The sequence below is a fragment of the Thiobacillus denitrificans ATCC 25259 genome (assembly GCF_000012745.1).
Lineage (GTDB): Bacteria > Pseudomonadota > Gammaproteobacteria > Burkholderiales > Thiobacillaceae > Thiobacillus > Thiobacillus denitrificans_B.
In genome coordinates this window covers 2,785,375-2,811,695 of sequence record NC_007404.1, presented here as the reverse complement: position 1 = coordinate 2,811,695, position 26,321 = coordinate 2,785,375, and the positions used below count along the sequence as shown (strand labels likewise).

27 protein-coding genes, 1 tRNA gene, 1 other RNA gene and 1 riboswitch are annotated in these 26,321 nt (G+C 68.2%); of the genes, 24 read left to right on the top strand and 5 right to left on the bottom strand.

The window, feature by feature from the left end:
* Window positions 1-20: 20 nt before the first annotated feature.
* Window positions 21-2,798, top strand: a complete 2,778-nt coding sequence (gene ilvD, locus TBD_RS13680) for a dihydroxy-acid dehydratase (RefSeq protein WP_011313242.1) — start codon at window positions 21-23, stop codon at window positions 2,796-2,798.
* 68 nt (window positions 2,799-2,866) lie between these two features.
* Window positions 2,867-3,472, top strand: coding sequence for a ParA family protein (locus TBD_RS13675; RefSeq protein WP_011313241.1), 606 nt, complete (start codon window positions 2,867-2,869; stop codon window positions 3,470-3,472).
* Window positions 3,473-3,508: 36 nt separating this feature from the next.
* Here the strand turns inward: TBD_RS13675 and TBD_RS13670 are convergent, their stop codons facing one another.
* A complete protein-coding gene (locus tag TBD_RS13670; protein WP_011313240.1) occupies window positions 3,509-4,087 on the bottom strand; it encodes an ankyrin repeat domain-containing protein in 579 nt (192 codons plus the stop codon).
* Between the two features lie 179 nt (window positions 4,088-4,266).
* Here TBD_RS13670 and TBD_RS13665 point away from each other — a divergent pair, with 179 nt between their 5' ends.
* The 3 genes from TBD_RS13665 to TBD_RS13655 all read left to right on the top strand — a co-directional run bounded on the left by TBD_RS13665 (window position 4,267) and on the right by TBD_RS13655 (window position 8,448).
* Window positions 4,267-6,288, top strand: coding sequence for a thioredoxin domain-containing protein (locus TBD_RS13665; RefSeq protein ID WP_011313239.1), 2,022 nt, complete (start codon window positions 4,267-4,269; stop codon window positions 6,286-6,288).
* A 215-nt stretch (window positions 6,289-6,503) separates the two neighbouring features.
* Window positions 6,504-6,824, top strand: coding sequence for a c-type cytochrome (locus TBD_RS13660; protein WP_011313238.1), 321 nt, complete (start codon window positions 6,504-6,506; stop codon window positions 6,822-6,824).
* A gap of 115 nt (window positions 6,825-6,939) precedes the next feature.
* The gene (locus tag TBD_RS13655; RefSeq protein ID WP_011313237.1) at window positions 6,940-8,448 is read left to right on the top strand and encodes an alanine/glycine:cation symporter family protein; all 1,509 of its coding nucleotides are present in this window, start codon (window positions 6,940-6,942) and stop codon (window positions 8,446-8,448) included.
* Between the two features lie 3 nt (window positions 8,449-8,451).
* Here TBD_RS13655 and TBD_RS13650 read toward each other — a convergent pair whose 3' ends face one another.
* From TBD_RS13650 to TBD_RS13640, 4 genes are all read right to left on the bottom strand, one after another.
* A complete protein-coding gene (locus tag TBD_RS13650; RefSeq protein WP_011313236.1) occupies window positions 8,452-9,051 on the bottom strand; it encodes a 5-formyltetrahydrofolate cyclo-ligase in 600 nt (199 codons plus the stop codon).
* A 9-nt stretch (window positions 9,052-9,060) separates the two neighbouring features.
* Window positions 9,061-9,245: non-coding RNA, 6S RNA (gene ssrS, locus TBD_RS14670), on the bottom strand.
* Window positions 9,246-9,253: 8 nt separating this feature from the next.
* Window positions 9,254-9,556: a cell division protein ZapA gene (locus TBD_RS13645; protein WP_011313235.1), complete on the bottom strand. Its 303-nt coding sequence runs from the start codon at window positions 9,554-9,556 to the stop codon at window positions 9,254-9,256.
* Window positions 9,556-9,753, bottom strand: coding sequence for a hypothetical protein (locus TBD_RS13640; RefSeq protein ID WP_011313234.1), 198 nt, complete (start codon window positions 9,751-9,753; stop codon window positions 9,556-9,558). The genes TBD_RS13645 and TBD_RS13640 overlap by 1 nt, the downstream gene beginning before the upstream one ends.
* A gap of 131 nt (window positions 9,754-9,884) precedes the next feature.
* A riboswitch (cobalamin riboswitch) is annotated at window positions 9,885-10,090 on the top strand.
* Window positions 10,091-10,150: 60 nt separating this feature from the next.
* Between TBD_RS13640 and TBD_RS13635 the strand changes: the two genes are divergently transcribed.
* The 19 genes from TBD_RS13635 to TBD_RS13545 all read left to right on the top strand — a co-directional run bounded on the left by TBD_RS13635 (window position 10,151) and on the right by TBD_RS13545 (window position 26,317).
* Window positions 10,151-12,046, top strand: coding sequence for a TonB-dependent receptor domain-containing protein (locus TBD_RS13635; RefSeq protein WP_011313232.1), 1,896 nt, complete (start codon window positions 10,151-10,153; stop codon window positions 12,044-12,046).
* A gap of 65 nt (window positions 12,047-12,111) precedes the next feature.
* Complete coding sequence (locus tag TBD_RS13630) at window positions 12,112-12,708, top strand: hypothetical protein (protein ID WP_011313231.1); 597 nt, start codon at window positions 12,112-12,114, stop codon at window positions 12,706-12,708.
* Window positions 12,698-13,306 (top strand): cob(I)yrinic acid a,c-diamide adenosyltransferase, encoded by a 609-nt coding sequence (cobO, locus tag TBD_RS13625; RefSeq protein WP_011313230.1) that lies wholly within the window; start codon window positions 12,698-12,700, stop codon window positions 13,304-13,306. Before TBD_RS13630 ends, cobO begins: the two co-directional genes overlap by 11 nt.
* A 13-nt stretch (window positions 13,307-13,319) precedes the next feature.
* Window positions 13,320-13,967: a 5,6-dimethylbenzimidazole synthase gene (gene bluB / locus TBD_RS13620; RefSeq protein ID WP_011313229.1), complete on the top strand. Its 648-nt coding sequence runs from the start codon at window positions 13,320-13,322 to the stop codon at window positions 13,965-13,967.
* The gene (cbiB, locus tag TBD_RS13615) at window positions 13,952-14,884 is read left to right on the top strand and encodes an adenosylcobinamide-phosphate synthase CbiB (RefSeq protein WP_011313228.1); all 933 of its coding nucleotides are present in this window, start codon (window positions 13,952-13,954) and stop codon (window positions 14,882-14,884) included. The genes bluB and cbiB overlap by 16 nt, the downstream gene beginning before the upstream one ends.
* The gene (cobD, locus tag TBD_RS13610) at window positions 14,877-15,842 is read left to right on the top strand and encodes a threonine-phosphate decarboxylase CobD (RefSeq protein WP_011313227.1); all 966 of its coding nucleotides are present in this window, start codon (window positions 14,877-14,879) and stop codon (window positions 15,840-15,842) included. The genes cbiB and cobD overlap by 8 nt, the downstream gene beginning before the upstream one ends.
* Window positions 15,839-17,341: a cobyric acid synthase gene (locus tag TBD_RS13605; protein ID WP_011313226.1), complete on the top strand. Its 1,503-nt coding sequence runs from the start codon at window positions 15,839-15,841 to the stop codon at window positions 17,339-17,341. The genes cobD and TBD_RS13605 overlap by 4 nt, the downstream gene beginning before the upstream one ends.
* Complete coding sequence (gene cobU, locus TBD_RS13600; protein WP_011313225.1) at window positions 17,335-17,853, top strand: bifunctional adenosylcobinamide kinase/adenosylcobinamide-phosphate guanylyltransferase; 519 nt, start codon at window positions 17,335-17,337, stop codon at window positions 17,851-17,853. The genes TBD_RS13605 and cobU overlap by 7 nt, the downstream gene beginning before the upstream one ends.
* On the top strand, window positions 17,850-18,896 hold the full coding sequence (gene cobT, locus TBD_RS13595) for a nicotinate-nucleotide--dimethylbenzimidazole phosphoribosyltransferase (RefSeq protein WP_011313224.1): 1,047 nt from the start codon (window positions 17,850-17,852) through the stop codon (window positions 18,894-18,896). The genes cobU and cobT overlap by 4 nt, the downstream gene beginning before the upstream one ends.
* Complete coding sequence (locus TBD_RS13590) at window positions 18,889-19,497, top strand: histidine phosphatase family protein (RefSeq protein ID WP_011313223.1); 609 nt, start codon at window positions 18,889-18,891, stop codon at window positions 19,495-19,497. The genes cobT and TBD_RS13590 overlap by 8 nt, the downstream gene beginning before the upstream one ends.
* A 17-nt stretch (window positions 19,498-19,514) precedes the next feature.
* Entirely contained in the window at window positions 19,515-20,228 is a 714-nt protein-coding gene (locus TBD_RS13585; RefSeq protein WP_238376461.1) for an adenosylcobinamide-GDP ribazoletransferase, read from the top strand.
* Window positions 20,225-21,130, top strand: coding sequence for a tRNA glutamyl-Q(34) synthetase GluQRS (gene gluQRS, locus TBD_RS13580; protein WP_011313221.1), 906 nt, complete (start codon window positions 20,225-20,227; stop codon window positions 21,128-21,130). The genes TBD_RS13585 and gluQRS overlap by 4 nt, the downstream gene beginning before the upstream one ends.
* 36 nt (window positions 21,131-21,166) lie before the next feature.
* The gene (locus TBD_RS13575; RefSeq protein WP_011313220.1) at window positions 21,167-21,721 is read left to right on the top strand and encodes a hypothetical protein; all 555 of its coding nucleotides are present in this window, start codon (window positions 21,167-21,169) and stop codon (window positions 21,719-21,721) included.
* A 52-nt stretch (window positions 21,722-21,773) separates the two neighbouring features.
* The gene (gene trhA, locus TBD_RS13570; RefSeq protein ID WP_011313219.1) at window positions 21,774-22,430 is read left to right on the top strand and encodes a PAQR family membrane homeostasis protein TrhA; all 657 of its coding nucleotides are present in this window, start codon (window positions 21,774-21,776) and stop codon (window positions 22,428-22,430) included.
* Between the two features lie 145 nt (window positions 22,431-22,575).
* Window positions 22,576-22,652, top strand: a tRNA-Met gene (locus TBD_RS13565).
* A gap of 72 nt (window positions 22,653-22,724) precedes the next feature.
* The gene (gene miaB / locus TBD_RS13560) at window positions 22,725-24,065 is read left to right on the top strand and encodes a tRNA (N6-isopentenyl adenosine(37)-C2)-methylthiotransferase MiaB (protein WP_041432797.1); all 1,341 of its coding nucleotides are present in this window, start codon (window positions 22,725-22,727) and stop codon (window positions 24,063-24,065) included.
* Window positions 24,062-25,021 (top strand): PhoH family protein, encoded by a 960-nt coding sequence (locus TBD_RS13555; protein WP_011313217.1) that lies wholly within the window; start codon window positions 24,062-24,064, stop codon window positions 25,019-25,021. Before miaB ends, TBD_RS13555 begins: the two co-directional genes overlap by 4 nt.
* Entirely contained in the window at window positions 25,011-25,454 is a 444-nt protein-coding gene (gene ybeY / locus TBD_RS13550; protein WP_011313216.1) for an rRNA maturation RNase YbeY, read from the top strand. Before TBD_RS13555 ends, ybeY begins: the two co-directional genes overlap by 11 nt.
* Before the next feature lie 5 nt (window positions 25,455-25,459).
* On the top strand, window positions 25,460-26,317 hold the full coding sequence (locus TBD_RS13545) for an HlyC/CorC family transporter (RefSeq protein ID WP_011313215.1): 858 nt from the start codon (window positions 25,460-25,462) through the stop codon (window positions 26,315-26,317).
* Window positions 26,318-26,321 lie beyond the last annotated feature (4 nt).

The following is a 26,321-nucleotide window of genomic DNA, read 5'->3' as shown; positions in this document are numbered from 1 at the left end:
AGATTGCCTGAGTGACCACCATGCCCGACTACCGTTCCTGGACCACCACCCGCGGCCGCAACATGGCCGGCGCCCGCGCGCTCTGGCGCGCGACCGGCATGAAGGATGGCGATTTCAACAAGCCGATCATCGCGATCGCCAACTCGTTCACGCAATTCGTCCCCGGCCACGTCCACCTCAAGGACATGGGCCAGCTCGTCGCCCGCGAGGTCGAGGCGATGGGCGGCGTGGCGAAGGAGTTCAACACCATCGCGGTCGACGACGGCATCGCGATGGGTCACGGCGGCATGCTCTATTCGCTGCCTTCGCGCGACCTCATCGCCGATTCGGTCGAATACATGGTCAACGCGCACTGCGCCGACGCCCTCGTCTGCATCTCGAACTGCGACAAGATCACGCCCGGCATGCTGAACGCGGCGCTGCGCCTCAACATCCCGACCGTGTTCGTTTCGGGCGGGCCGATGGAAGCCGGCAAGGTCGTGTGGGAAGCGAAGACCATCAAGCTCGACCTCGTCGACGCGATGGTCTCGGCGGCCGACGCGAAATTCAGCGACGCCAAGGTTGACGAGCTCGAGCGCTCGGCGTGCCCGACCTGTGGTTCGTGCTCGGGCATGTTCACCGCCAACTCAATGAACTGCCTGACCGAGGCGCTCGGGCTCTCGCTGCCCGGCAATGGCTCGCTGCTCGCAACGCACGCCGACCGCAAGAGCCTGTTCCTCGCCGCCGCGCGCCTGATCGTGAAGAACGCGCGCCGCTATTACGACGACGGCGACACGCGCGTATTGCCGCGTTCGATCGCGAGCTTCGACGCCTTCGAGAATGCGATCGCGCTCGATATCGCGATGGGCGGCTCGACCAACACCGTGCTGCACCTGCTCGCCGCGGCGCACGAGGCCGGCGTCGACTTCACGATGGCCGACATCGACCGCATGAGCCGGCGCGTGCCCCACCTGTCCAAAGTGGCGCCGTCGATCCAGACCTACCACATGGAAGACGTGCATCGCGCCGGCGGCGTCATGGCGATCCTCGGCGAACTCGAGCGCGCCGGCCTCGTCCACCGCGACGTGCCGACCGTGCTCATGAAGACGCTCGGCGAGCAGATCGACGTCTACGACATTCGACGCACGAGCGACCCCGACGTCAAGGACTACTTCCGCGCGGCGCCCGGCGGCGTGCCGACGCAGACCGCGTTCTCGCAGGCGCGCCGTTTCGCCACGCTCGACGACGATCGCGTCAACGGCTGCATCCACGACGTCGAGCACGCGTATTCGAAGGACGGCGGGCTGGCTGTGCTCTACGGCAACATCGCGCTCGACGGCTGCATCGTCAAGACCGCGGGTGTCGACGAGAGCATCTGGAAGTTCTCGGGTCCCGCGCGCGTGTTCGAATCGCAGGACGCGGCGGTCGAGGCGATCCTCGGCGACCGCATCGTTGCTGGCGACGTCGTCGTGATCCGCTACGAAGGCCCGCGCGGCGGGCCCGGCATGCAGGAAATGCTCTACCCGACCAGCTACCTCAAGTCGAAAGACCTCGGCAAGGCGTGCGCACTGATCACCGACGGCCGCTTCTCGGGCGGCACCTCGGGCCTGTCGATCGGCCACGCCTCGCCCGAGGCGGCGGAAGGCGGCACCATCGGGCTGGTCGAGGAAGGCGACACGATCGAGATCGACATCCCCAATCGCAGCATTCGTCTCGCGGTCAGCGACGCCGAGCTCGCACGGCGCCGGGCCGAAATGGACGCCAGGGGCGCCCAGGCCTGGAAGCCGGTCAACCGCACGCGCCAGGTCTCCGCGGCCCTGCGTGCGTATGCCGCGATGACGACCTCGGCCGCGTTCGGCGCGGTGCGCGACGTCTCCCAGGTCGAGCATCCGACCGAGGCGCAGGAACACGCCGATCCGCGCGCGCGCTTCGCGATCCCGGGCCAGTTGAGTTTCCGCACCGGCGCCGGCGGCCTCGTCTACGCCGACATAGACAACGCCGGCGGACGCGCGACGATCTGCCTGCAGGGTGCCCACGTCGTGAGCTTCCGTCCGAAGTCGCAGCACACACCGGTGATCTGGGTGTCGGACGCGGCGAAGTTCGCGCCCGGCAAGTCGATACGCGGCGGTGCACCGGTGTGCTGGCCGTGGTTCGGCGCGCATCCGAGCGAGGCGTCGTTTCCCGCCCACGGTTTCGCGCGCACGGTCGAGTGGCAGGTCGTCGGCAGCCGCAAGCGCAACGACGCGCGCACCGAGATCACGCTCGAACTGCTCGACAACGCGCAGACGCGCGCGCAATGGCCGCACCCCACGCGGCTCACGCTGACGATCGTCGTCGGCGAGCGCCTCGAAATGCGCCTGACGACGACCAACGCGGGCGATGCGCCGATCGAGGTCGGCGAGGCCCTGCACACCTATTTCCAGATCAGCGACATCGGCGCGGTCAGTGTCGAGGGGCTCGAGGGCGGCGACTATCACGACAAGGTCGAGAACTTCGCGCGCAAGACACAGCGCGGCGCCGTGACCTTTGCCGGTGAAGTCGACCGCGTCTACGTCGATACGCCGGCCGAATGCGTCATCGTCGATCCGGGTCTCGCGCGGCGCATCCGTATCGCCAAGAGCGGCTCGCACTCGACCGTCGTGTGGTCGCCCTGGACCGCCAAGGCCGAACAGATGGGCGACCTCGGGCAAGGCAAATCCGGCACGGGCTGGCGCGAGATGGTCTGCGTCGAGTCGGGCAATGCGATGGACAATGTTGTCACGGTCGCGCCCGGCGCGAGTCACACGCTCGCGGTGACCTACAGCGTCGAGGCGCTCTAGGCCGACATCCGCCGAGGCGCGCAGCCGGCGCAGGCTCGCGCCGACGGCGCTGTGATGAGGGGACGAGAATGCGCGTGATCGTGGTGGCCAACCCCAAGGGCGGCAGCGGCAAGACGACGCTGTCGATCAACCTCGCGGGCTATCTGGCGGCGCAGGGCGAGCGCGTGGCGCTGCTCGACATGGACCGGCAGAAGTCGGCGACGCACTGGCTTGCGGCGCGCAGCGCGGCCTTGCCCGAGATCGCACTGCTACGCGAGGGCCAGAAGGGCGGCAGCGACTGGCTCGTGGTCGACACGCCCGCGGCCCTGCACGGAAGGACGCTCGAGCGCGCCTTGAAGCTCGCGCACAAGGTCGCGGTGCCGATCGCGCCTTCGCTTTTCGATATTCGTGCGAGTCAGGATTTTCTTGCGGCGTTGAACGCGGAAAAGACCGCACGCCGCGGGAGCGCCTACGCGGGCGTCGTCGGCATGCGGCTCGATCCGCGCACGCGCGCCGGCGTCACGCTCGAGCAGTTCATGGCGCAGCAGGGTCTGCCCGTGCTCGCGTGCCTGCGCAATACGCAGCAGTATGTCAACGCGGCGTTCGAGGGCAAGAGCCTCTTCGACCTGCCGCCTCACGTCGCCGAGCGCGACCTGGAGGACTGGCCCGGCCTGGCCGACTGGCTCGGGCGCTGAGCGCGGCATTGCGGCGGAAACCTCGCCTCTACCCGCTCAGTGCGTGGTCGGCTTCATGAGGTTGACGACCTGCGGCTTGACCACACTCTTGGTCGACGAGCACGAGCCGTCCTCCGACACGCCGAGTTGGCGCTCGGCCTCGGTCAGCAGATTGATCACGTCGACGTAGAACTTGTCGTTGGCCATCAGGCGCGCGGTGCGGCCGCCTTCGTTGGTCGCGAGCACGTCGGCGCCGGCGTTGATCAGCCATTCGACGACCGCCGCGTCGCCGCCGCCCGCGGCCAGCATGAGCGGCGTGATGCCGAAGAAGATCCGCTCGTCGAGCGAGGCACCGGCCTCGTGCAGGACCTCGAGCACTTCGACGTAGCCGCGTTCGGTGTCGCCGTTGTAGGCCGCCTTGGCGAGCGCGGTCCAGCCCTGCGGCGACTTCGCGTTGACGTCGGCGCCTGCCGCGATCAGCGCCGCGACCGCGGCGACATGGCCGTTGTGAGCGGCGTGCATGAGCGCCGTTTCACCGGCCTCGTCGGCCGCCGCGTGATCGGCGCCGGCGGCGAGAAGGGCCTCGATCCGGGCGACATCGCCCGAACTCGCGGCAACAAACAATTCCTGCAACATGACGGCTCCTTTGTTTCGAAATCTCGCTGCGAGCGTACAATTGTTGACCGATTTAATCAACTATTAAGGGCCGGCCGCGCGGCGTGAACGCGGCCCGGCTGTGCCGGTCCAACCCGCCTCTTGCCCGTCGCGAGGCCAGTTCGGCGGCGCTTTCCTCTCTAGCGGAGCCAGCAAACCCTATGCCCAATCGACTCGCCAGCGAACAGAGCCCCTATCTGCTGCAACACGCCGACAACCCGGTCGACTGGTACCCCTGGGGCGACGAGGCGCTCGAGAAGGCGCGACGCGAGGACAAGCCCATCCTGCTGTCGATCGGCTATTCCGCGTGTCACTGGTGCCACGTCATGGCCCACGACTGCTTCGAGGACGCCGAGGTCGGGGCGGTCATGAACCGCCTCTTCGTCAACATCAAGGTCGATCGCGAGGAGCGCCCCGACCTCGACCAGATCTATCAGACCGCCCACCAGCTGCTCGCCCAGCGGGGCGGCGGCTGGCCGCTGACCGTGTTTCTGACGCCGGACCAGACACCGTTCTTCGCCGGCACCTACTTCCCCAAGACCGCGCGCTATCAGCTGCCTGGCTTTCCCGAACTGATGGAGAACGTCGCCCACGCCTGGCACGCACGCCGCGGCGAAGTGCTCGCGCAGAACGATGCGGTGCGGGCGGCCTTGGCGCAGTCGCAGTCGCAACCCGCGGCGTCGGCGTCGACACCGCTCACCGCCGCGCCGCTCGAGCAAGGTGTGCGCGATCTCGCGCAGGCTTTCGATCCGGTGTGGGGCGGCTTCTCGCGCGCGCCGAAATTTCCGCGCCCGGGCGAGCTGTTCTTCCTGCTGCGCCGTGCGCAGGGCGGCGATGCGAAGGCCCGCGAGATGGCGCTATTCACGCTACGCAAGATGGCCTCCGGCGGCGTCGTCGACCAGCTCGGCGGCGGCTTCTGCCGCTATTCGGTCGATGAAGAATGGGCGATCCCCCACTTCGAGAAGATGCTCTACGACAACGGCCCGTTGCTGCATCTCTACGCCGACGCGTGGGCGCTGAGGGGCGAGACGCTGTTCCGCGAAACCGCGGAGGGCATCGTCGCCTGGCTGCTGCGCGAGATGCGCGCACCTGAAGGCGGCTTCTACTCCGCGCTCGACGCCGACAGCGAAGGCCATGAAGGCAAGTTCTACGTCTGGTCGCGCGAAGAAGTGAAAAGTCTGCTGACGCCCGACGAGTACGCGGTCGCGGCGCCGTTCTATGGCTTCGACGCGCCGCCGAATTTCGAGAACACCTCCTGGAATCCGCTCCGCGCGCGTCCGCTCGAGGAGATCGCCGCCGCGCTCGGCCTTTTTCCCACGGACGCAGAGGCGCGCGTCGCCGCGGCGCGGCGCAAGCTGTTCGCGGCACGCGAGTCGCGCATCCGTCCCGGCCGCGACGACAAGCAGCTCACGAGCTGGAACGCGCTGATGATCGGCGGCCTTGCCCACGCCGGGCGTGTCATGGCGCGCCCCGAGTGGGTCGCGGAAGCGCACGCCGCGATCGACTTCCTGCGCCGCAACCTGTGGCGCGACGGCCGCCTGCGCGCGACCTTCAAGCGGGGCGAAGCGCGCCTCAACGCCTATCTCGACGACTACGCCTTCCTCGTCGACGCCTTGCTCGAAACGATGCAGGCGGCTTACCGCGAGGCGGACATGGCGTGGGCGCAGGAACTCGCCGACGCGCTGCTCGCGCACTTCGAAGACCGCGAGGCGGGCGGCTTCTTCTTCACGAGCCACGACCACGAGGCCCTGCTGACACGGCCCAAGCCCGGGTACGACAACGCGACGCCTTCCGGCAACGGCGTCGCCGCGTTCGCGCTGCAGCGTCTCGGCCATCTGCTCGGCGAGACGCGTTATCTCGACGCCAGCGCACGCTGTCTGCGTCTGTTTCTGCCGCAGGTCGTGCAGCAGCCGATCGCCCATCCGACGCTGCTCGCCGTGCTCGACGAGGCGCTCCGGCCGCCGCGTGTGATCGTGCTGCGTGGCCCCGACACGCCCGTGCAGGAATGGGCCGCGAACCTCGCGCCGCGACTCGGTGCGCGCGACATGCTGCTGGCCCTGCCCAACGGCGAGGGCGCTCCGGGCGCGCTCGCCAAGCCCGAAGCGCCGCAGCCGACGGCGTGGATCTGCAGTGGCACCGCCTGCCAGCCGCCGATCACCGAGCTTGCGGCGGTGCTTGCCTGAGCGCGGGATCGAGAAGGTGGCGAGCGTCGGGCATGGCGCCGCTCTAGGGGGGCCGCCTCTTGATCAATTAAGATATAAGGGGATAATTATCTTCTATGGAATTTGGTAGCAAATAACCAAGTTCCTGTCTTGCGCGACGCTGGTTTTTACTGAAAGATGTAAGCGCGAATCAAGGCGTACCCTTGCGATCCAACCCGACCTCTACGGAGACTGTAATGATGAACAAGTTGATGATGACTGCCGCGACTGCCGCCCTGCTGGCGATGTCCGCCGGAGCCACGGCTGCCGATGAAATGGCACTGGCCCAGAAGAACGCCTGTATGTCCTGCCACGGCGTCGACAAGAAAATCGTCGGCCCGGCGTTCAAGGAAGTCGCGAAGAAATACGCGGGTGACAAGGGCGCCGAAGACAAGCTCGTTGCCAAGGTCAAGGCCGGTGGCAAGGGCGTCTGGGGGCAGATCCCGATGCCGCCGAACCCGCAGGTCAAGGACGAAGACGCGCACAAGATCGTCGCCTGGGTTCTCAGCCTGAAGTGACCTGAAGCGCTCTCCAGCAAAGCCGGCCTCGCGCCGGCTTTGTCGTTTTTGCGGCACGTTCCCGCGCCAAGTTTGCTATCGTTGCGGCCAACAAGAATTCGAGGGGAGTCTGCCGGTGTTCCATTATTTCTTCATCGCAACGGCCGTGCTGTTTCCGCAGATCGCGCACGCAGCCGAACCGGCCCGTGTCGACGCCTTCTTCGGTACGCTCAACGGCTACCTCGCGAGTGTGATCTTCTACGACGTCTTCCCGGGCGAGGCCGCCGTGCCTTTCATCGTGGCCTGGCTCATTGTCGGCGCGGTGTTCCTGACCTTGCGCTTCAGCTTCGTGAACCTGCGGATGATGCGTCACGGCTTCCGGATTCTGACCGGCAAGTACCACACCGCCGACGACCGCGGCGAGGTCAGTTCGTTTCAGGCGCTGACGACCGCGCTATCGGCGACGGTCGGCCTCGGCAACATCGCCGGGGTCGCGATCGCGATCTCGATCGGCGGACCGGGCGCGACCTTCTGGATGATCGTCGCCGGCTTTCTCGGCATGACGACCAAATTCACCGAGGCGACGCTCGCGCAGCGCTACCGCGAAGTGCGCCCCGACGGCCGCATCATGGGCGGGCCGATGGAATATCTGTCGAAGGGCTTCGCCGAGTTCAATCTGCCGCGGACCGGCAAGTTGCTGGCCGCAGTGTTCGCCGTCTTCACCGTGCTCGGCTCCTTCGGTGCGGGCAGTGCCTTTCAGGTCAGCCAGTCGCTCGGTGCGGTGCAGGAGCAACTGCCGTTCTTCAACGACGCGCCGATCGCCTACGGCCTCATCGTCGCGTTCGCCGTGGGCGTCGTCATCATCGGCGGCCTGCGTCGAATCGCGCACACGGCCGAAGCCGTCGTGCCGGCGATGATCCTGATCTATCTCGCCGCCTGCCTGTGGATCCTGATCACCAATGCGGCGCAGATCCCGGAAGCGCTGTCGAAGATCGTCACCGAGGCGTTCGCACCGATCGCGGTCGCCGGCGGCATGGTGGGCGTGCTCGTGCAGGGCTTCAAGCGCGCGGTGTTCTCGAGCGAAGCCGGCCTCGGCTCGGCCGCGATCGTGCACTCGACCGCGTCGGTCAAGTATCCGATCCGCCAGGGCATGGTCGCGCTCTACGAGCCCTTCATCGACACGATCATCATCTGCACGATGACCGCGCTCGTGATCGTCATCACCGGCGTCTATAACGATCCGTCGACACTCGAACTGCGCGAGGCGAGCAAGGGCGCGGCGCTGACCTCGGTCGCGTTCGGCACGGTGTCCGCCTGGTTCCCGATCATCCTCACGGTCTCGGTCGTGCTGTTTGCCTACAGCACGATGATCTCCTGGTCCTACTACGGCGAACGCTGCTGGGCGTATCTCTTCGGTGAGCGCACGTCGATCGTCTACCGCGTCCTGTTTCTCGCCTTCATCGTCGTCGCCTCGATCGCGAGTGCCGGAAACATGGTCGACTTCACCGATCTTCTGGTGCTCGCGATGGCGTTTCCCAACCTGCTCGGGCTCTATCTGCTGAGCGGCAAGGTGCGCGCGATGCTGTCCGACTACCAGGCGCGGCTCAAAAGCGGCGAGCTCGACCGCGAGATCGCGCCGCGCTGAAGGCTAGGTCCGCAGCGGCCGGCTCGAATCGAAACGGTACAGCCGGCGCTCGGTCAGCACGGCGTCGAGCGGCATGTCCCAGGGGTCGTGCGGCAGCGTGTCGACGCGCTGGCATTCGTAGGCGACGCCGACCAGACGCGGCTTGCGCCAGTGGCGCCGGTGTTGCATGAAGGCGAGGGTGGCGTCGTAGTAGCCGCCGCCCATGCCGAGCCGATAGCCGTCGGTGTCGAAGCCGACGAGCGGCATCAGCAGCAGATCGAGCTCGCGCGCGCGCAGCGGGCGCGGGTCGAGCGGCTCGGGAATGCCGTAGCGGTTCGGACTCATCCGCGTCGCGCGATGCAAGCGTCCGAAGCGCATGACGCGGCCGCGCCGCGGCACCACGGGCAGATAGCACGCGCGGCGCATGGCGAGGGCATGATCGAGCAGGGGATGGGCGTCGAATTCGCCGCCCTGCGGCAGGTAGAAGCCGATTCGTTGTGCCCGCAGCAACAGGCCGTGGCGCAGGGCCAGACGCAGCGCGCCGCGCGCCGCATGGCGCCGCGCCGTCGGGCGAAGCGCGTTGCGCGCCGCCTTCAACTGACGCCTAAGCGCGTATTTGTCCATCTGGGAATAAGGCTCCCCGCCTGTGCCGTGACTGGCCGCGGACTCTTGAACCTGGGTTCAAGATGGCCGCCATCAAAGATGCTTCGGGCACATGAGACGTGTCACGCGCACACCCGCATCGGAATAGACGGCAGCCGTGCACGAGTGCATTGGTTCAGAGAAATTGCAGCCAGCCTCGAACACTGCAGGGAGTCAGAACAGTTTAGAAGAGTTTGTCCTGATCTTCCAGTACGGAATCGAGCAGCGCGTTGCAGTGCGCGACCCGATCGCGTGCGTCGTCGGCGACGCCGGCGCCTCCTTGGGTCAGCATCTCGTGGGCGAGGTTGAGCCCGGCCATGATCGCGATGCGCTCGGCGCCGATCACCGTGCTCTTGTCGCGGATGTCGCGCATCTTCTCGTCGAGATAGTCGGCGGCGGCGATCAGCGCCGATTCCTCCTCGCGCGAGCACGCGACCTTGTAGGCGCGGCCCAGGATGTGGATTTCGATCGAGCGCGGACCGGCCATCAGACATCCTCCGGCAGGGTTTCGAGCAGGGCCTGCAGCCGCGCCTTGGCGGTATCCAGCCGGGTCGCCAGCTGCTTGTTGTCCTGCTGCGCGGCCAGCAGCTGCTGGCGCAGTGCAATGTTTTCGTTGCGCAGCGTCTGGCACAGTTCGGCTACCTGGCGGATTTTCGCTTCGAGCGTATCGAGTTCGGCGTGCATGGCGCGACTATAGCACCCGCAAGGGGTATGCTGGCGGGTGCCCGCTGCCGCGCAGCGACCCTTCCGCAGGGGGCGATGTGCGGACGGTCAATCAGTCGGCACAAAGGCGCGCGCAGGCGGCGCCTGCATGGTTATAATGCGCGGCTTCAGGTGCCGACGCGGCTTTCCGCCGCCGAGGATAAACGGGAAACAGGTGCGTGGCTGCAAGCCATCATGCCTGTGCTGCCCCCGCAACGGTAAGCGCTAAACGGTCCATCACACCGCCACTGGGTTCGCCCGGGAAGGCGATGGTCTTACAAGCGCGAGCCCGGATACCGGCCTGGGCCCTGTCGTGAATACGGCAGCGGATCGTGCAACGCGCCTGCGGGGAAGCGGGCGCCCAATTCGGAACTCCATCATGCGTCAATCCCCCCTTGCGCTCGCCCTGGGCGTCGTTTTTTCATCGTTCGCGTATGCCGAAGCCCTGCCTGAATTCGTCGGCGAAACCATTGTCGTTACGCCGACGCGCACGGCGTGTACAACGGATGAAACGCTGGCCGCAACCACGGTGATTACGCGCAGCGACATCGAACGCAGCCAGGCCAGCGATCTGATGACGTTGCTCGGTCAGCAGGCAGGCATCAATGTTGCCCGCACCGGGGGGGAGGGCAAGAATACCGCCGTCTATGTGCGCGGCACCGCCGCCAAGCATGTTCTCGTGCTGGTGGACGGGGTGCGTGCCGCTTCCGCGACCACCGGCACGTACGACTGGAATGCCCTTGCGCCGGAACAGATCGAACGCATCGAAATCGTGCGCGGCCCTTTCTCCAGTCTGTACGGTTCCGACGCCGTTGGTGGGGTGATCCAGATTTTCACCCGTCGCGCCGCCGGTCCCGGCGTCAAGCTGACGGCGGGCAGTCGCGGCACCCGCGCCCTCGGTTTCAGCCTCGGCGGCGGCGATGCCTGGCGCTACAGCGTGGAAGCCGGGCGCGAAAGCACGGACGGCCTGCCCACCTTTTCCGACAGCAGCACGGCTTATGGCTTCAATCGCAATCATCTGTCGATGGGCGTCGACGGCCGCCTGACGCCCGATCTGGCGCTTGTCGCCAGGCTTGCCCAGTCCTGGGGGCGCAACGAGCTTGATATCGCCACCGGCGACAACGATTACAAGAACCGCACCGCCAGCCTCAAGTTCGACCACCAGGCCGGCGCGCAATGGCGGCAGAGCCTGACCCTCGGCAACGCGCTGGACAGCTACACGTCATACAGCCCCTACGTGCCTGCTCGCATCGAGACCCGCCGCAACAGCCTGTCCTGGCAACACGATCTCTCGTTCGAGCCGGGACAGCTCAGCCTGGGTCTCGACTACTGGAAGGATCACGCCAGCAAGGACAATAGCGGCCAGATCGACGAGCGCCTCGAAAACACCGGGCTGTTCGCGCAATACCGTTTTGCCGCCCTGGGCGGCGAAGCGCAGGCGGGTGCGCGCCGCGACAAGCACGAGGCTTTCGGCAGCCAGGACACCTGGAACCTGCGCTGGGGCCGCGAACTGGCGCCGGGTCTGCGTATCACGGCCGGGCATGGCACCGCCTTCAAGGCGCCCACCGTCAACGACCTGTACTGGCCCGCCAGCAGCAACGGCCCCTACACTTACACCGTTGACGGCGTCACTTACAGCGACACCTACAATTCGGGCGGCAACCCGGACCTTAGGCCGGAAACCTCGCGCACCACCGAACTGGGCCTGAGTTACCTGCAGGCTGGCTGGGGTGCAGAAGTGCACCTGTATGAAACGCGGGTGGATGACCTGATCGAGTGGAAGCCGACTGTCGTTCCCGGCGGCACGGGGCCGGGCGGGGAAATCCTGACGACCTACGACTGGCAGCCGGAAAACGTCAGTTCGGCGCGGATGCGCGGCCTGGAACTCGGTGGGCATGCGCGCTGGCTGGAGTGGGCCTGGCGCGCTGATCTGGCACGCGTGCTGGCGGTCAACCTCGATACCGGCCGCCAGCTCGACCGGCGTCCGGAAAACAGTCTCACGCTCAGCGCCGCGCGTACGTTTGGCCGCCATGGCCTGCGCATCGAAGGCAGCGCCTATTCACGGCGTCTGGACGTGAACGGAGCGAAACAACTGGCCGGCTACGGCCTGGTCAACGTCGCCTACGAATACACGCTGAACAAGGACACCCGGCTCGGGGTCCGCATCGACAACCTGCTCGACAAGGACTACGCGCTGGCGCGAACCAATACGCGCTTCTACGAGACGCCGGGGCGTAGCGTGTTCGTGAGCTTGCGTTACCAGCCGGGCAAGTAAACCTAAGGGGCGGGCGATTCCGCCCCGCCCAGATACAATGACCCCAGCGCTGATGAAGGAGCCCCATGTTGAATCTCACCCGCCGTCAACAAATCGCGATCGGCTTCGTGCTGGTCCTGATGATGCTCCTCACCCGCAGCCATCACTGGGCCAGCATCCATTCGCTGCCCGACGCCTCGTGGGCGATCTTTTTCCTGCTCGGCGTGTACGTGCGGGCGCTGTGGGTGGTGCCCGCGCTGATCGCCGCCAGCGTGGTCATCGACTACGTCGCCATCACCTGGGGCGGGGTGTCGGATTTCTGCGTGTCGCCGGCCTACTGGCTGCTGATCCCGGCCTATCTGGCGCTGTTTGCCGGTGGGCGCTTCTATGCCCGCGGGCACAGCCTGTCCCTGCTTGGCCTGTTCAGGCTGGCCGGCGTCGCGCTGGCGGTCGTGGCGGTGGCTCAGTTGCTCACCACCGGCGGATTTTATTTCTACTCGGGACGCTTCGCCGACCCGACGCTGGCCGGCCTCGTCCTGCGTCTCGAGAAATATTTCCCGCCCATGCTGGGTACGTTCGCGCTGTACGTGGGTCTGGCGGCGACCGTGCATGTGGCGCTGGCGGCGGTCTTCCGGCGCGACGGCGATCCGCGCACGCTGATGGGAACGCGTCGTGAGCGCTGAGCCGGCGAAAAACGCACGCCACGCGGCGCGCATGGCGCGCAAAAAGGCTGTCATCGACGCCACGATCGCCGCCGCCACGATCGAACGCGGCCTGCTCATCGTCGTTACCGGAAACGGCAAGGGCAAGTCCACCTCGGCCTTCGGCACGTTGGCGCGTTCGCTCGGCTACGGCATGAAAGCCGGCGTCTGCCAGTTCATCAAGAGCCGCACCGACACCGGCGAAGAAGCCTTCTTCGGCAAGCAGCACGGGGTGGAGTGGCATGTGCTCGGCGACGGCTTCACCTGGGACACGCAAAACCGCGAGCAGGACATCGCCACCGCGCAGCGCGGCTGGGACGTGGCCAGGCGGATGCTGGGCGATGCGTCGTACCAGCTGGTGATCCTGGACGAGCTGACCTATCTGCTGAGCTACGGCTACCTCGACGCCGACGAGGTGCTCGACGCGCTGGCGAACCGCCCGCCGATGCAGCATGTCATCGTCACCGGGCGCGGCGCCAGCGAGGCGCTGATCGAACTGGCCGACACCGTGTCGGTCATCGCCGACGAAAAGCACGCCTACCGCACCGGCGTCAAGGCGCAGCGCGGCATCGACCTGTGAGCCGCCGCGCCCGATGAGCGCCCACGCCTACAGCCCGGCCGAGCGCGACGCGGTCTATCGCGTCATCCGCGAGCGGCGCGACATGCGCCACTTCCGCCCCGGCCCGGTCGCCCCCGAGGTGCGGCAGCGGCTGCTGGCGGCGGCGCATCAGGCGCCCAGCGTCGGTCTGATGCAGCCGTGGCGCTTCATCCGCATCACCCAGGCCGATTTGCGCCAGCGCCTGCACGCCCTGGTCGAGGCCGAACGCATCCGCACCGCCGAGGCGCTGGGCGAGCGCGGCGATGCCTTCATGCGGCTCAAGGTCGAAGGCATCCTGGACTGCGGCGAACTGTGGGTGGCGGCGCTGATGGACGCGCGCGAACCCTATATCCTGGGCCGCCGCACCCTGCCCGAGGTGGACCTCGCCTCGGTCGCCTGCGCGATCCAGAACCTGTGGCTGGCAGCGCGCGCCGAGGGGCTGGGGCTGGGCTGGGTGTCGCTGTTCGATCCGCAGGCGGTCGCGCAGCTGCTGGACATCCCGCCCGGCGGGCAGCCGGTGGCGATCCTCTGCCTCGGGCAGGTCGATGCGTTTTACGACGCGCCGATGCTGGAAAGCGAAGGCTGGGACCGCCGCCGTGCCGTCGCCGACTGCCTGTTCGAGAACCAGTGGGGATCGAGCTGAGCGCGCTTCTGGTCGCAGCAGCGCTGCTGCTCGACCGGCTTCTCGGCGAGCCGCGCCGGCTCCACCCGCTGGCGGGATTCGGGCGGCTGGCGGCTTGGCTGGAAGCCCGGTATAACCCCGATGGGCGCGGGCATCGACTGCACGGCGTGGCGGCGCTGGCGCTGCTGCTGGTGCCGGGTGTCGCGCTCGCCGGGTGGCTGCAACAGCAGCCGGTCGTAGGCGCGCTGTTCAGCGCGCTCGTGCTGTACGCCGCGATTGGCCTGAAAAGCCTGCATCAGCATGCCGAACCGGTGGCGACTGCGCTGGCGCGCGACGACCTCGACGCCGCGCGCGCGGGCGTCTCGATGATGGTGAGCCGCGACACTACTGCGCTCGATGCCGAAGAGGTATCGCGCGCGACCGTCGAGTCGGTGCTGGAAAACGGCAACGACGCTGTGTTCGGCGCGCTGTTCTGGTTCCTCGTTGCCGGCGCCGCAGGCGCGCTGGGTTATCGGCTGGTCAATACGCTGGACGCCATGTGGGGCTACAAGACGCCGCGCTATCTCAGCTTCGGCTGGGCGGCGGCGCGGCTCGACGACGTCCTCAATTTTCTGCCGGCGCGGCTGACCGCGTTGAGCTATGCGCTGCTGGGCCGTACCCGCCTCGCGCTTGCGTGCTGGCGCACCCAGGCGCCGGCGTGGGACAGCCCCAACGCCGGCCCGGTAATGGCCGCGGGCGCGGGCGCATTGGAGGTGCGCCTGGGCGGCGCGGCGGTCTATCACGGGCAGAGCGAATTCCGCCCCGCGCTGGGGCAGGGCGCGGCGCCAGCGGGCGGCGACATCGCGCGCGCCCTCAAACTGGTGCGTCACGGTGTGCTGCTGTGGCTGGCGGCGCTCGCCGCGGCCGCGCTGCTTGGGTGGGGCGTCGGTCATGCTTGAACACGGCGGCAGATTGCTCGCCGCGGCCGCGTGCTACGGCATCGAGCCGGCCGACTGGCTGGATTTGTCTACCGGAATCAACCCGGTCGGCTGGCCGGTGCCGCCCGTTCCGCCCGCCGTCTGGCAGCGGTTGCCGGAAGCCGAGGACGGTCTGGTATCGGCCGCCGCCGCGTATTACGGCAGCGCGTGCGTATTGCCGGTAGCCGGTTCGCAGGCGGCGATCCAGACGCTGCCGCGGTTGCGTGCGGTCAGCCGGGTGGGCGTGCCGCATCCGGCCTATGCCGAGCACGCCCACGCCTGGCGCGCCGCCGGACACGCGGTGACGGCCTGGCAGCCGGAGCAGGGGGTGGCGACGCTCGACGTGCTGGTGCTGGTGCATCCCAACAATCCAGGCGGACAGACCTATCACCGCGCCGATCTGCTCGCCTGGCACGCCGAACTGGCGGCGCGCGGCGGCTGGCTGCTGGTGGACGAGGCCTTCATCGACGCCACGCCCGAGGCGAGTCTGTCCGCCGACTGTCCACGCGAAGGACTGATCGTGCTGCGCGGGCTGGGCAAGTTTTTCGGCCTGGCGGGCGCGCGCGTCGGTTTCGTGTTGGCCGAGCCTGCCCTGCTCGACGTGCTGGAGGCCCGGCTGGGGCCGTGGGCGGTGAGCGCGCCGTCGCGCTGGGTGGCGCGCGCCGCGCTGGCCGACACCGCCTGGCAGCAGGCCGCGCGTCCGGCCCTGCTGGCGGCGGGTGCGCGGCTGGCCGACCTGCTGCGCCGCCACGGGCTGGCGCCCGCGGGCGGCACCGCGCTGTTCCAGTGGGTGCGTACCGCAGACGCCGCCGCCTGGCACGAAAGGCTGGCGCGGCAGGGCATCCTGACCCGCCTGTTCGCCGATCCGCCCAGCCTGCGCTTCGGGCTGCCGCACCACGAAACCGACTGGGCGCGGCTCGCCGTGGCATTGACGACATGAGTACCCTGAAGGGCATCAACACGCTGATGGCGCAGGGCTGCGCCACGCTCATGGTGCAAGGCTGCACCTCCGACGCCGGCAAGAGCGCGCTGGTGACGGCGCTGTGCCGCTGGCTAGTGCGGCAGGGCGTGAGCGTGGCGCCGTTCAAGCCGCAGAACATGGCGCTGAACAGCGCGGTGACCGCCGACGGCGGCGAGATCGGGCGGGCGCAGGCGGCGCAGGCGCAGGCATGCGGGCTGCCAGCGCATACCGACATGAACCCGGTGCTGCTGAAGCCCAATTCCGACACCGGCGCGCAGGTCATCATCCAGGGGCATGCCATCGGCAACATGCGCGCGCTCGATTACCACGCCTACAAAGCGACCGCGCGCGCGGCAGTGTTCGACTCGTATAACCGGCTTGCCGCGCAATACCAGGCCGTCGTCGTCGAAGGCGCGGGCAGCCCGGCGGAAATCAACCTGCGCGCCAACGACATCGCCAACATGGGGTTTGCCGAGGCCGCCGACTGCCCGGTGATCCTGGTCGCCGACATCGACCGCGGCGGCGTGTTCGCGCACCTGGTCGGCACCCTGGCCCTGCTGTCCGAGACCGAGCAGGCGCGCGTCAAGGGCTTCGTCATCAACCGCTTTCGCGGCGACCTGGCGCTGCTGCAATCCGGGCTCGACTGGCTCGAAGCGAAAACCGGCAAGCCGGTGCTCGGCGTGCTGCCCTATCTGCACGGCCTGTACCTCGAAGCCGAGGACGCGCTGCCCGCCGCAGCGGCTGCGCCGGCCTCGGCCGATGCGCTGCGCGTGGCGGTGCCGGTGCTGCCGCACATTTCCAATCACACCGACTTCGACCCGCTGCGCGCCCATCCGCAGGTGGACCTGCGCTTCGTCGCGCTGGACCGGCCGCTGCCGCCCGCCGATCTGGTCATCCTGCCGGGCTCGAAAACCGTGCGCGCCGACCGCGCCGCGCTGGCCGCCCACGGCTGGGACGCCGCACTGGCGCGGCACCTGCGCTACGGCGGCAAACTGCTCGGCATTTGCGGCGGCTTCCAGATGCTGGGGCGCGCGCTGCACGATCCGGCGGGCATCGAAGGCGAAGCAGGCAGCTGCGCCGGCTTCGGCTGGCTCGACTTCGACACCACGCTTGCCGACGGCAAGCAACTGCGCAATGTCGCGGGCACGCTGGCCGACGGCACGACACCGGTGGCGGGCTACGAAATCCATGCCGGGGTGAGCCGCGGCGCGGCGCTCGCGCAGCCGATGTGCCGGCTCGACGGCCGCCCCGACGGCGTCATGTCGGACGACGGCCAGCTGCGCGGAACCTATCTGCATGGCCTGTTCGACACGCCCGCCGCCGCCGATGCGCTCTTGGCGTGGGCGGGCCTGCGCGCCGCCGCCAGCCCCGACATCGCCGCGCTGCGCGATGCCGCCATCGACCGCCTGGCCGACGCGGTGGAGGCCCATCTCGATACCAAGGCTTTGCGCGACTTGCTGGGGCTCACGCCATGCTGACGCTGATCCTCGGCGGCGCGCGCAGCGGCAAAAGCCGCCTCGCCCTGCAGCGCGCCGAAGCGGCCGGCCAGCCCGTTTCCTTCATCGCCACCGCCCAGGCGCACGACGCCGAAATGGCTGCCCGCATCGCGCGCCACCAGGCCGAGCGCCCGCCGCATTGGGCCACGATCGAGGCGCCGCTCGACCTCGCCGGCGCGATTCGCGCGGCGGGGGCGGGCTGCATCGTCGTCGATTGCCTCACGCTGTGGCTGACCAACTGCCTGTGCCGGCCGGACCCCGCCGCGTTCGACGACGCGCGCGCCGCGCTGCTCGCTGCGTTGGCCGCGCGCCGCGACGACGACCTGATCCTGGTCAGCAACGAAACCGGGCTCGGCATCGTCCCGCTGGGCGAACTCACGCGCCGTTTCGTCGATGAAGCCGGCTGGCTGAACCAGGACCTCGCCCGGCTGGCCGACGAGGTGATCTTCGTCGCCGCCGGACTGCCGCTCACCCTGAAAGGAACGCCGCCATGAACCCCCACGCCGCCGTCAAGCCGCTGGACGAAGCCGCGCGCGCCGCCGCGCTGGCGCGCCAGGCCCAGCTCACCAAGCCGGCCGGCAGTCTGGGACGGCTGGAAGAGATCGCGATTCAATTGGCCGCGATGCAGGGCACGCTGCTGCCGCGCATCCACCACCCGTGGATCAGCATTTTCGCGGCCGATCACGGCGTCGCGGACGAAGGCGTATCGGCGTTTCCGCAGGCGGTCACCCAGCAGATGCTCGCCAATTTCGTCGGCGGCGGCGCGGCCATCAGCGTGCTCGCGCGCGAAACCGGCGCGACGCTGGAAGTGATCGACGTCGGCACGCTCGCCCCCTCGCCGGTGGCGGGGGTGGTGCAGGCGCAGGTGAGGCGCAGCACCGCCAATTTCTGCCGGCAGCCCGCAATGAGCGCGGCGCAGGCGCAGGCCGCACTCGATGCCGGGGCGACCGCCTGCGCGCGCGCCCGGACCGCGGGCGCGGACCTCTTCATCGGCGGTGAAATGGGCATCGCCAACACCACGGCCGCCGCCGCGCTGGCCTGCGCGCTGCTGGGGCTGCCCGGCGCGGCGCTGGCCGGCGCGGGCACCGGCGTCGACCATGCCGGGGTGGCGCGCAAGGCGGCCCTCATCGACCGCGCGCTGGCGCTGCATGGCCTGGCGTCGGCGCCGACCGATTCGCTGCACGCGCTGTGCGCGGTCGGCGGCTTCGAGATCGGCGCGCTGGCGGGCGCCTATCTGGCGGCGGCGCAAGCCGGGATGCCGGTACTGGTCGACGGCTTCATCTGCGGCGCGGCGGCGCTGCTGGCGGTGCGCCTGAATCCCGGCGCGCGCGACTGGATGCTGTTCGCCCACGCCTCCGCCGAGTCCGGCCACGCCGCCCTGCTGCGCGCGCTCGACGCGCAGCCGCTGCTTGCGCTCGACATGCGGCTGGGCGAAGCCAGCGGGGCGGCGGCCGCCATTCCGCTGCTGCGGCTGGCGTGCGCGCTGCATGCCGGCATGGCGACGTTTGCCGAAGCCGGGGTGGCCAATAATGCTTAAGCCCGCCGCCGAGCCGGTGCTGCTCGGTTTTCTGCGCCACGGCGAGGTGGCGGGGCCGGCGCACGTGTACCGCGGACGCAGCGATGCGCCGCTCACCCCGCGCGGCCGCGAGCAGATGCACGCCGCGCTGGCCGTCCTGCCGCCTTGGGGCGCGGTCGTGAGCAGTCCCGCGCGGCGCTGCCTCGATTTTGCGTCCGAGATGGCCGCGGCGCGCGGGATCGATTGCCGCGTCGATGCGGACTGGCAGGAACTCGATTTCGGCACCTGGGAAGGCCTGCGTCCGGACGAAGCCGCCGCGCGCGACGCCGCCGCGCATGCGGCCTTCCTGTGCGATCCGCGCCGCCATGCGCCGCCCGGCGGCGAATCGCTGGACGCCCTCGACGCGCGTGTGGAGGCAGCGCTGGCCCGGCTCGGCGAGACCGCCCGCGTGCCGACGCTCGTCGTGACCCATGCCGGTGCGATGCGCGCGGTGCTGGTGCAGGTGCTGGGGCTGAGCGTTCCCTACCGCGCGCGCGTGGCACTGACCCCTGGCTCCAGTTTCGTCGTATCGTGGCTGGCCGGGGCGCCGCCGCTGTTGACGGCCTTGCGATGCGCGGACTGATCCTCGCCCTCGGGTTCTTGACGCGGCTCCCACTGCCGGTCCTGCGCGACTTTCAGTGCGCCGAGCTCGTGCGCGCGGTGGTGTGGTTTCCGGCAGCGGGACTGGTCGTGGGTGCGGCGGTGGCGCTGGCCGCCGCGCTGGGGACAGTGCTCGATCCGTGGCTGGGCGCGCTGGCCGGCGTCGTGATGTGGGCCTGGATCACCGGCGGCCTGCATCTCGACGGCCTGGCCGACACCGCGGACGCGCTCGGTGCGGCGCACCGCGATCCCGCGCGCTTCCTGACGGTGCTGGCCGATCCGCATGTCGGCAGCTTCGGCGTCATCGTGCTGGTGCTGCAGTTGGCCGCCAAGCTGGTGCTGCTGCATTGGCTGCTGACGCTCGACCTGCCGTGGCCGGCGCTCGTGCTGATCCCGGCCTGGACGCGCTGGGCGGCCGCGGGCTGGACCCTGCTGCTGCCGCCGCTGAAACCCGGTTTGGGCGAACGCTTCGCCTGGCAGGGCAACCGCGCGGGCTGGGGCGCGGGCGGGCTGGCGCTGGCCGCCGTCAGCGCCATCACGCCGATCGCCTTCGTCGCCTTGATTCCCGCCGTGCTGTGGGGCGTCTGGATGTGGCTCAAACTCGGCGGACAAACCGGCGATATCCTGGGCGCGGGGATCGAATGGAGCGAATCCGCGGCCCTGCTGCTGGCGGGGGTCTCGTTGGCGCTGGCGCGCGGCATAATCGCGGGGTGAATCCCGCAGCCTGCGTCGGGCGTTTTGCGCCGTCGCCCACCGGTCCCCTGCATCTCGGCTCGCTGGTCGCCGCCGTCGCCAGCTTTCTCGACGCCCGCGCGGCCGGCGGGCGCTGGCTTGTGCGCATGGAAGACCTCGACCGCCCGCGCTGCGAACCCGGCGCGGCCGGGATCATCCTGCGCCAGCTGGAAGCCTACGGTCTCGTCTGGGATGGCGACGTGCTGGTGCAATCGCAGCGCGACCACGCCTACGCCGCGGCGCTCGACATGCTGAAAGCGCAAGGTGCGGCCTATCCCTGCGCCTGCACGCGCGCCCAGCTCGTGCAGGCGCCGCGCAACCGCGAGGGCGAGATGCTCTACCCCGGCACCTGCCGCAACGGCCTGCCCGCAGACACGGTTGCGCGTGCGTGGCGGGTAAGGGCGCCGGATGCGAGCATCCGCTTACACGACCGCATCCACGGCGACCTGCAGCAGAATCTCGCCCGCGAGGTCGGCGATTTCATCGTCAAGCGCGCCGACGGCCTGTTCGCCTATCAGCTGGCGGTGGTGGTCGACGACGCCTTCCAGGGCATCACCCACGTCGTGCGCGGCGCCGATCTTTTGTGGAACACCCCGCGCCAGATCTATCTGCAAGGCCTGCTCGGCGTGCCGACGCCGACTTATGCGCACGTTCCGCTCATCACTAACGTCGCCGGGCAGAAGCTCTCGAAGCAGACCCGTGCCCCCGCTCTGCCGGAGCGCGGGCGGGACGCCACGCTGGCGCAGGCCCTCGTCACCCTCGGCCATCCGCCGCCGGGCGAACTCGCGGGCGCCGCCCCGGCGGAACTGCTCACGTGGGCGAGCACTCACTGGCACATCGAAAACGTGCCGACCCACCCCGTGGTTGCCAAGCCTGCCCCCTGACCGGACAATCCCCTCACCCCTAACGCCTCACCCAACATGGCCCAGCTTCCCTCTGCCGTCGAGCAAGTCCTGCGCGTCCACGCCGCGTTCATCCATACCGTCGTCAACGCGCTGCGCGATCGCAGCCAGCTGCCCGAGCTCATGAAACAGTTCGACGTCGCCGAGCAGGCGGGGTGGGCGCGCCTGGTCGCCGCATTGCGCCACGTGATCAACGGCCGGCGCGACCCCTCAATCAAGCTCGGGCTCGACGAGGAGGACACGATTCTGCTCGACGCCATCCTGCGCGGTCTCGACAATCCCGCGACGCTTCCGCCGCTGGATGCACAGCCCGACGGCAGCGCCGCCGCGCCCGGGCTCGCGGCGCTGATCGACGCCTCGGCGCGCGGCGACGCCCAGGCGATGTCGGTGCTCGCCAACATGGCCGAGCAGATGATGAAGGCGGGCGGCGACATGGCGCTCCTCGGCGGGCGCATGCGCCGGCTGGTCAACGGCGAGCGCGACGCCGATCAACTGGTCGCCGGCATGGGTCCGCTCGGGCGCGAACTGGTGATCAGCCTGCTCGACGAACTGGCCCGCCTCCGGCCGCAGTAAACTCGATGCGCGCGCCGGCCGACGGCGCGGCCCCGACCGGAAGGGAACCGCAATGCACGCCATGGCCGCCCGCCCAGCACTCGATCAATCAATCGGGGAGGAAATCGCAAACAGCGTCAGCCACGGTCTGGCGCTGATCGCGGTCCTGGTCGGCACCCCGTTTCTGCTGGTGCATGCGGTGCGGCAGGGCGACGCCGGCTTTGTCGTGGGCGCGAGCATTTTCGCGGCCGCCATGATTCTGCTATATCTGGCCTCCACCCTGTATCACGCGCTCACCCATCGCAAGGCCAAGCAGGTGTTTCGGGTCATCGACCATTCCGCGATCTTCCTGCTGATTGCCGGCACCTACACGCCGTTCACACTGGGGGTGCTGCACGGGCCATGGGGGTGGACGCTGTTCGGGATCGTCTGGGGGCTGGCCGTTATCGGGATCGCGCTCAAAGTGTTCAATGGCGTTGCCTATCCCATGCTCTCAACGGCCATCTATCTGTCAATGGGCTGGCTGGTCGTGATTGCGGTCGACCCGCTGATGGCGCGGCTGCCCACTGCGGGCCTGCTCTGGCTGGTCGCGGGCGGACTGGCCTATTCGGTGGGCGTGGTGTTTTTCGCGCTCGATTCCCGGCTCAGATATGGCCATTTCATTTGGCATATGTTCGTCATGACGGGCACCGCCTGCCATTACTTCGCAGTGCTTGGCTACGCGGCCTGACTGCGAACCCGCTGGCGAGCGGTCTCGCGAATAAGGTGGTGGGGCAGGCGTGCCCGCCGGCAGCGGTTTAGCTTTGACAGTGCGCCCCCCGGTCGGCTAAAATGCGCGCCTTTTCGGCGGTCGGTCGCCGAAGAAGCAGTCCCGAGGTGATGTAGCTCAGTCGGTTAGAGCATCGGATTCATAATCCGGGGGTCGGTGGTTCAAGTCCACTCATCACCACCACATTCCATTTCGTTGCCGCGTTAACCGATGCAGCGGCGAAATCCCTGCCCCCAGTCTATTCACTGTCCCGGCATGAAAAAAATCTACATCAAAACCTTCGGCTGCCAGATGAACGAGTACGACTCGGACAAGATGGCCGACGTGCTCAATGCCGCCGAGGGCCTGACGCCGACGTCGACGCCCGAAGACGCCGACGTCATCCTGTTCAATACCTGTTCGGTGCGCGAGAAGGCGCAGGAAAAGGTCTTCCACGACCTCGGTCGGGTGCGTCACCTGAAACAGGCGAACCCCAACCTGATCATAGGCGTCGGCGGCTGCGTGGCGAGCCAGGAAGGTGCGGCCATTGTCGCGCGCGCGCCCTTCGTCGACGTCGTGTTCGGCCCGCAGACGCTGCACCGCCTGCCCGAACTGATCGCTCAGCGCCGCGAGACCGGCCGCGCGCAGGTCGACATCAGCTTTCCCGAGATCGAGAAATTCGACCACCTGCCGCCGGCACGGGTCGAGGGCGGTGCGGCCTTCGTCTCGATCATGGAGGGCTGCTCGAAGTACTGCACCTTCTGTGTCGTGCCGTATACCCGCGGTGAAGAGGTGTCGCGCCCCTTCGACGACGTGATCGCCGAGGTCGCGAATCTCGCGGCGCGCGGCGTCAAGGAGATCACGCTCCTGGGGCAGAACGTCAACGCCTACCAGGGCGCGCTCGACGAAGGCGGGACGGCCGACTTCGCCTTCCTGCTCGAAATGGTCCACGAGATCCCCGGCGTGGAAAGAATCCGCTACACGACCAGCCACCCGCGCGAGATGACGCAGCGCCTGATCGAATGCTACGGCAAGCTGCCCAAGCTCGTCTCGCATCTCCACCTGCCGGTGCAATCGGGCTCCGACCGCATTCTCGCGGCGATGAAGCGCGGCCACACCGTGCTCGAGTTCAAGTCCATCGTCAGGAAATTGCGCGAACAGCGCTCCGACCTCTGCCTGTCGTCCGACTTCATCGTCGGCTTTCCGGGCGAGACCGGGGCCGACTTCGAGGCGACGATGAAACTCGTCGAGGAATTGAACTTCGACGCCAGCTTTTCGTTCATTTACAGCAAGCGCCCCGGTACGCCGGCGGCGGACTATGCTGACGATGTGAGCGCGGAATTGAAAACGCAGCGCCTGATGCGACTGCAGGCTCGGATCGAGGCCCAAGCGCAGGGTGTGAACCGGTCGATGGTAGGCAGCGTGCAGCGCGTCCTGGTCGAGGGCCAAGCCCGCAAGAATGCGAACGAGCTCGCCGGCCGCACCGGCAACAATCGCATCGTCAATTTCGCGGGGCCGTCGCGCCTGCTCGGCCAGTTCGTCGACGTCACGATCACCCAGGCATTGCCGCATAGCCTGCGCGGCGAAGCCGTCACGCTGGAGACCCTCCATACTTGAAAACCGACATCGTTGAACTGCGCCTGGCGCCGGAAGACAACCGGCGACTGGCGAACCTGTGCGGCCCGCTGGACGAGAATCTGCGCCAGATCGAAGCCGCGTTCGATGTCACGATCGGCCGTCGCGGCTCCAGCTTCCGGGTCAGCGGCGACGCCGCCCAGGCCGAGAAGGGTGCGCAGGCGATCGAGCATTTTTACAACCGCGCACACGACGAACTCTCGCTTGACGACATCCAGCTCGGTCTCGTCGAGCTCACCCGCGGTCGCCCCGACGACGAGGGCCCTGCGCTGCGCACGCGGCGCGCCGACCTGCGCGCGCGCACGCCGCGCCAGGGCGGCTACATCGAAAACATCCGCAGCCACGACATCACCTTCGGCATCGGCCCCGCCGGCACGGGCAAGACCTATCTCGCGGTCGCCTGTGCGGTGGATGCGCTCGAGCGCGAACAGGTCAAGCGCCTGGTGCTGACGCGTCCCGCGGTCGAAGCCGGGGAGCGGCTCGGCTTTCTGCCCGGCGACCTGACGCAGAAGGTCGATCCCTACCTGCGCCCGCTCTACGACGCGCTCTACGACCTTATGGGCTTCGACAAGGTGACGCGCCTGATCGAGCGCCATGCGATCGAGGTCGCGCCGCTCGCCTTCATGCGCGGGCGAACGCTCAATCACGCCTTCATCATTCTCGACGAAGCGCAGAACACGACGCCGGAGCAGATGCAGATGTTCCTGACGCGGATCGGCTTTGGCGCGCGCGCGGTCGTGACCGGCGATCCGACCCAGATCGATCTGCCGAAGCACGTCAAATCCGGCCTCATGGACGCGAACGACGTGCTGGCCGACGTGCGCGGTATCGCCTTCACGCATTTCCAGTCCGAGGACGTGGTGCGCCATCCGCTGGTCGGCCGCATCGTCGACGCCTACGCTGCGCGCCGCGCAGAAGTGGACGGCCGTGGCGCCTGAGCTGCGCCTTGCGGTGCAGTTCGCGAGTGGGGCCGACGATCTGCCGAGCCGGGCCCAGATCCGGCGCTGGGTCGCCGCGGCGCTCGAGCACGACGCCGAGATCACCGTGCGTATCGTCGACGCCGACGAGGCGCAGGCGCTCAACCGCGCCTACCGCGACAAGGACTATGTGCCGAACGTGCTGACCTTCGAATACGGCGAGATCGCGCCCGCCCTGCTCGGCGGCGACGTCGTGATCTGCGCGCCGGTCGTCGAGCGCGAGGCACGCGAGCAGGGCAAGCCGCTCGGGCATCATTACGCGCACATGACGGTGCACGGCGTGCTCCACCTGCAGGGCTACGACCACGTCGACGCGGCCGACGCCGAACGAATGGAAACACGCGAAGCCGCTATACTGAAACGCTTCCACATACCCCATCCCTATCATTCCTGACCCCGATGGAGCCTGAAAGTAGCCATAGACCGAGCTTGCTCGAGCGCCTCTCGCACTGGCTGATGCGCGAACCCGAAGACCGTGAACAGTTGATCGAACTGCTCCACGGCGCCTACGAAAACAACCTGATGGATGCCGACGCCCTGGCGATGATCGAGGGCGTGCTGCAGGTATCCGAGATGCGCGTCGGCGAGATCATGATCCCGCGCGCGCAGATGGACATCGTCGACATCAACGATGCGCCCGAGACCTTCATCCCGCACGTCATCGAAACCGCACACTCGCGTTTCCCGGTCATCGACAAGGACCGCGACGACGTCATCGGCATCCTGCTGGCGAAAGACCTCCTGCGCCACTACGCCGAGTCCGATAGCGACATCCGCGGCATGTTGCGTCCGGCCGTATTCATCCCCGAGTCGAAGCGGCTCAACGTGCTTCTGAAGGAATTCCGCTCCAACCGCAACCACATCGCCATCGTCGTCGACGAATACGGCGGCGTCGCGGGCCTCGTGACGATCGAGGACGTACTCGAACAGATCGTCGGCGACATCGAGGACGAATACGACTTCGACGAGACCGAGGACAACATCATCCGCGAGAACGAGGGGGTGTTCCGCGTCAAGGCCGGCACCGAAATCGAGGACTTCAACGAGATCCTCGGCGCCCATTTCTCCGACGAGGAGTTCGACACGGTCGGTGGGCTCGTCGTCTCGCGCTTCGGCCATCTGCCCAAGCGCGGCGAGACGGTCAGGTTCGACGGCTTCCAGTTCAGCATCCTGCGCGCCGACAGCCGCCGCCTGCACGCGGTTCGCGTCACGCGCCTGTCGCCCGAGGAAGAGGAAGTGCAACTGCCGCTGGTGTAGTCCG

Excerpts from the sequence above, each read along its gene's own strand:
- ilvD (WP_011313242.1), top strand. The coding sequence starts at position 21 with ATGCCCGACTACCGTTCCTGGACCACCACCCGCGGCCGCAACATGGCC.
- TBD_RS13675 (WP_011313241.1), top strand. The coding sequence starts at position 2,867 with ATGCGCGTGATCGTGGTGGCCAACCCCAAGGGCGGCAGCGGCAAGACG.
- TBD_RS13670 (WP_011313240.1), bottom strand. The coding sequence starts at position 4,087 with ATGTTGCAGGAATTGTTTGTTGCCGCGAGTTCGGGCGATGTCGCCCGG.
- TBD_RS13665 (WP_011313239.1), top strand. The coding sequence starts at position 4,267 with ATGCCCAATCGACTCGCCAGCGAACAGAGCCCCTATCTGCTGCAACAC.
- TBD_RS13660 (WP_011313238.1), top strand. The coding sequence starts at position 6,504 with ATGATGAACAAGTTGATGATGACTGCCGCGACTGCCGCCCTGCTGGCG.
- TBD_RS13650 (WP_011313236.1), bottom strand. The coding sequence starts at position 9,051 with ATGGACAAATACGCGCTTAGGCGTCAGTTGAAGGCGGCGCGCAACGCG.
- TBD_RS13645 (WP_011313235.1), bottom strand. The coding sequence starts at position 9,556 with ATGGCCGGTCCGCGCTCGATCGAAATCCACATCCTGGGCCGCGCCTAC.
- TBD_RS13640 (WP_011313234.1), bottom strand. The coding sequence starts at position 9,753 with ATGCACGCCGAACTCGATACGCTCGAAGCGAAAATCCGCCAGGTAGCC.
- TBD_RS13635 (WP_011313232.1), top strand. The coding sequence starts at position 10,151 with ATGCGTCAATCCCCCCTTGCGCTCGCCCTGGGCGTCGTTTTTTCATCG.
- TBD_RS13630 (WP_011313231.1), top strand. The coding sequence starts at position 12,112 with ATGTTGAATCTCACCCGCCGTCAACAAATCGCGATCGGCTTCGTGCTG.
- bluB (WP_011313229.1), top strand. The coding sequence starts at position 13,320 with ATGAGCGCCCACGCCTACAGCCCGGCCGAGCGCGACGCGGTCTATCGC.
- cobD (WP_011313227.1), top strand. The coding sequence starts at position 14,877 with ATGCTTGAACACGGCGGCAGATTGCTCGCCGCGGCCGCGTGCTACGGC.
- TBD_RS13605 (WP_011313226.1), top strand. The coding sequence starts at position 15,839 with ATGAGTACCCTGAAGGGCATCAACACGCTGATGGCGCAGGGCTGCGCC.
- cobU (WP_011313225.1), top strand. The coding sequence starts at position 17,335 with ATGCTGACGCTGATCCTCGGCGGCGCGCGCAGCGGCAAAAGCCGCCTC.
- cobT (WP_011313224.1), top strand. The coding sequence starts at position 17,850 with ATGAACCCCCACGCCGCCGTCAAGCCGCTGGACGAAGCCGCGCGCGCC.
- TBD_RS13590 (WP_011313223.1), top strand. The coding sequence starts at position 18,889 with ATGCTTAAGCCCGCCGCCGAGCCGGTGCTGCTCGGTTTTCTGCGCCAC.
- TBD_RS13575 (WP_011313220.1), top strand. The coding sequence starts at position 21,167 with ATGGCCCAGCTTCCCTCTGCCGTCGAGCAAGTCCTGCGCGTCCACGCC.
- trhA (WP_011313219.1), top strand. The coding sequence starts at position 21,774 with ATGCACGCCATGGCCGCCCGCCCAGCACTCGATCAATCAATCGGGGAG.
- miaB (WP_041432797.1), top strand. The coding sequence starts at position 22,725 with ATGAAAAAAATCTACATCAAAACCTTCGGCTGCCAGATGAACGAGTAC.
- TBD_RS13545 (WP_011313215.1), top strand. The coding sequence starts at position 25,460 with ATGGAGCCTGAAAGTAGCCATAGACCGAGCTTGCTCGAGCGCCTCTCG.